The organism is Acidobacteriota bacterium, assembly GCA_040752675.1.
Taxonomy (GTDB): Bacteria; Acidobacteriota; Polarisedimenticolia; order JBFMGF01; family JBFMGF01; genus JBFMGF01.
The window spans coordinates 1-3,526 of record JBFMGF010000080.1; the positions used below are offsets into that span (position 1 = coordinate 1).

At 49.1% G+C, this 3,526-nt stretch carries 5 protein-coding genes and 1 pseudogene; 1 reads left to right on the forward strand and 5 read right to left on the reverse strand.

Annotation, left to right across the window (positions count from 1 at the left end):
• From AB1756_07585 to AB1756_07595, 3 genes are all read right to left on the reverse strand, one after another.
• A partial coding sequence (locus AB1756_07585; protein MEW5807189.1) for an energy transducer TonB occupies positions 1–701 on the reverse strand: 701 nt, incomplete at its 3' end.
• Between the two features lie 57 nt (positions 702–758).
• The gene (locus AB1756_07590; protein MEW5807190.1) at positions 759–1,082 is read right to left on the reverse strand and encodes a DUF6788 family protein; all 324 of its coding nucleotides are present in this window, start codon (positions 1,080–1,082) and stop codon (positions 759–761) included.
• 93 nt (positions 1,083–1,175) lie between these two features.
• Positions 1,176–1,307 (reverse strand): hypothetical protein, encoded by a 132-nt coding sequence (locus tag AB1756_07595; protein ID MEW5807191.1) that lies wholly within the window; start codon positions 1,305–1,307, stop codon positions 1,176–1,178.
• Here AB1756_07595 and AB1756_07600 point away from each other — a divergent pair.
• A pseudogene (locus AB1756_07600) lies at positions 1,267–1,455 on the forward strand (IS4 family transposase). The gene AB1756_07595 and the pseudogene AB1756_07600 overlap by 41 nt on opposite strands.
• 35 nt (positions 1,456–1,490) lie before the next feature.
• Here the strand turns inward: AB1756_07600 and AB1756_07605 are convergent.
• Together AB1756_07605 and AB1756_07610 are read right to left on the reverse strand one after the other, a co-directional pair.
• Positions 1,491–3,281 carry an ATP-binding protein gene (locus tag AB1756_07605; protein ID MEW5807192.1) on the reverse strand — a complete coding sequence of 597 codons (1,791 nt, stop codon included), beginning with the start codon at positions 3,279–3,281 and terminating at the stop codon, positions 1,491–1,493.
• Between the two features lie 16 nt (positions 3,282–3,297).
• Positions 3,298–3,526 (reverse strand): helix-turn-helix domain-containing protein (locus AB1756_07610; protein MEW5807193.1); only part of this gene is annotated, 229 nt, incomplete at its 5' end.

Genomic DNA, 3,526 nt, shown 5'->3' on the forward strand with positions numbered 1-3,526 from the left:
CGGCCATCTTGTAAAGCCGGCTTGTATCGCCATTGTCGCATGGCTATGGCGGCGGCTATTTCGAAATTGAAACCGGGGGTATCGACTCTAAGAACACACACATCATCCACGGTGCCATCTTTTTTTATAACAGCCTGCATAATGACTTTTCCCTCTTTTTTATTACGCCTCGCTATCCAAGGATAGGCAGGAGAAACTTTGCTTTCCGGAATCAGTTTTGGTGGCACTATATTTTCTGCTTCTTTGATCTCTAAATTATGCGGGTAGCTGCTCTTGCCCGTCTCACAATACTCTATATCTTTAAAATACGAGAAGATCAGGTCATGACGATCCTTCGATCTGAAGACTTTGATCAGCGTTCCATCAATTTCATACAATCGCTCATATCCTAGCTTATTATCCCGCCATGCGGTGATCGTTCTCGAATTCAAAGAGGATCGGATTCTGTCTTTGACACGTTTGTCCCAAGTGCGCTTGAATTTCTTATATTCCATCTCCAGTCTGGCGCAGACAGCAACCCGTTCCGATCCAGGATCGGCCATATCAGCAGGGCAATCGGAAAGTTCGGCTCCTACTTCATTCAACATCTCCTGAATAAAGACTTCGGGTGTCATCTCCGAAGCCAGCGATCGACCGTTCAATGCCATAAAAAGGATCGCAAACGCCAAGCAAAACATCAAGATGTTTTGATAAAAGGACAAACCTCAATCCCCCTTTTTAGGCGTGTGTGTGAATAGCTTGAGAGTACCGTATTCTTGTCACTTTAGCTTGCCAAGATTGTCTCTTTCCAATTTCAGCTTTGAGTATTCTATCGCCAGGTCAATCCATCTCTGGATGAGTTCTTTGAATCTCTTATAGGAGTGGACCTGTTGTTTCAATTCCTCAACATCCCGGGCTCTGACATATTCTGTCTTGCTCTTATTCCTATGAGTATAGCTCAGCTGGTAAAATCCGCCCTCCCTCTTCTTTGGATTCTTATACTGCCTGGTAATTGATCCTGGCCGCATTTCATCGATGTCCAGGAGTTCCCGTTTGATCATGGCGATCTGTCGTTCAATATGGATGAGGCTTTTCTCTGCCATAAGCGACCGTCCTCATTGTATCAAAAAACGCCTCCTCAAGTGCCTCCCTTTTTTCTCTGTCTTTTTCCCTCCCTTTAGTATAGCATTATAATGCTATTCTATCCCACTCCTCCCCTCCACCACTCCCGGGAGGTCACGATATGGATCTATGGATTCACTGGTTTTCTGCTGTCTGGAGGTTACGATCGGCCTGTTGGTCCGATTTGTTGCTGTGATCCATCCCACTCGAGGCTCCGCCCTCTACCCGCCCACCGACCTGTCTCTATCTCCTCCGGAAATCATCCGCCTCTACGGCATGCGCTTCAAGATCGAGGTCTCGTTCAAGCAAGCTATCCGTACCATCGGTTCGTATGCGTATCACTTCTGGATCCGGACATTCTATGGAGTTAGAAGTAATCTATGTGTGAATCATGAGGCGAGGGGGAGAGTGAACCAGAATGTTGAGCCCTTGCCGGGCTCGCTATCCACGCCCACCTTGCCCCCGTGGGCTTCCACGATGTTCTTGACGATGGAGAGACCGAGACCTGTTCCACCGAGTTCACGGGATCGGTTACCTTCGACCCTGAAAAATCTTTCGAAGATCCTTCCCCTGGCTTCCAGTGGAATTCCCATCCCTGTGTCTTTAACAGAGATCTTTACGAATCCTTTCTCTTCAAGACTGGATCCGACGGTTATCGCTCCCGATTCTGGTGTGAATTTGATGGCGTTATCGATGAGGTTTGAAAGAACATGCGCCATCTTTTTCCTGTCGGCCCTGATGGTTGGGACATCCTCCTGGATGAGATTTCTGACATGATGCAATCTTTGCTCGATCTGGCGGAGGAATGAGAAGAGAACTTCGTCAACCAGTTCCTTCAGGTTCACTTCGGAGTATTCAAGTTCTTCCATATGTCGGTCGAGCCTGGAAAGTGTGAGGAGGTCCTCGATCAGCAGAGTCAGGTTATCCGCATGAGAAGAAATGACCTCCAGGAACTTCCTTGCAGTCTTCTCATCCTCGAGGGCTCCCTCTAGGAGAGTCTCTGTGAAACCCTTGATAGAGGTCAGGGGAGTCTTGAGCTCATGGGAGACGTTGGCGACGAACTCCTTCCTGAGTTCATCGTACTTTTTCAATTCCGTGATGTCGATCAGAATGGCCACGGCACCCGAGCCCCTCCCTTCCGCGGGATATCTGAGAGGAACAGAAACGACACGAAATGTCTTCCTCATCTCCGGGATGTGGATCTCCTTCTGTATCTCCGTCGATTGCTCCATAGTGCCGTGGAGGATGGAGTAAAGTTCGGGTTGCCGGCAGACGTCCATGAGATGTTTCCGTTCCAGAGCGCTCCCTGAAACTTTGAGAAAATCGATGGCTTTCTTGTTCCAGAGGATGATCCTTCCGTCGGCATCGACTGCGATGATCCCCTCGCTGATGCTCGAAAGAACGGCTTCGATCTGACTCTTGCGCCTCTCCACTTCCCGCGTTTTCTCGTCCATCTTCTCTATCATCTTGTTCAGCGCATACCCCATGTCTTCGATCTCTTTGACCCTGACGTGGGGGAACTTTCTGATCTCTCCCTCTCTCCAGACTCTTTCGGCGATGGTGGATATCTCCTGGATAGGTTTCATGATGATGAAAGCGATGTAGACTCCAGCGAGAAGAGTAATGGCAAAGGAGAGGAGACCTCCTCCGAAAAGCATCAGGCTTATATTCCTCTTGAAGACCGAAATGTCTCTCGTTCCAAGAGCAAATCTCAGGAAACCGATTGCTTCTCCTCTTTCATCCTTGAGAACCCGCGCGCGATAGGCCATTTTCTCCCCCAGGGTTGTGCTGGAGCGGAAAGAGTATCCCTCTCCGTGATGGAGTGCATCCTGCACTTCGGGCCTGTAGAGATGGCTCTCGATCTTTTCCAGCGTATCCGGCTGAAGTTTTGAGTCGGAGAGAACCTCTCCGGTCCTGGCGATGACGGTGACGCGACACTGCAGCTTCTGTGACGTGGATCTGGTGAGTCGATCAAGCTCCTCAGGAGAGAGATCAGGCTTTATTGCATCACGGAACAAACCTTCAGAGAGAGCAAGGTTCCTGGAAAGCTCGTTCTGAATCCTCTTCATAAGGAACTGGTCGAGAGAGAAGCTCAGAAAAAGAGTCAGGGAGATGATGGAGATGGAGATGATCAGGAGAAAGGATGCTAGGATGTACCAGATGATTCTTCTTTTCTTCATGGCAATTCGATTTTTCTTAATCGACCAGAAACTTATAGCCTACCCCTTTGACTGTCTGTATTCTTTTCGTCTCGCCGAGCTTCTCTCTCAATTTCCTGATATGGACATCCACCGTTCTTGTTTCGCCTGGATAGTCCATTCCCCAGACGTCGATGAGGAGCTTCTCTCTCGTCAGGACCCTGCCTCCAGCCTGTATGAGTGCCTTGAGCAGGGCAAACTCTTTCGCCGTCAGGGGAACAGGCTTC

What these genes read in the sequence shown, in the direction of transcription:
- AB1756_07590 (MEW5807190.1), bottom strand. Translation starts at nt 1,082, where the DNA reads ATGGCAGAGAAAAGCCTCATCCATATTGAACGACAGATCGCCATGATC.
- AB1756_07605 (MEW5807192.1), bottom strand. Translation starts at nt 3,281, where the DNA reads ATGAAGAAAAGAAGAATCATCTGGTACATCCTAGCATCCTTTCTCCTG.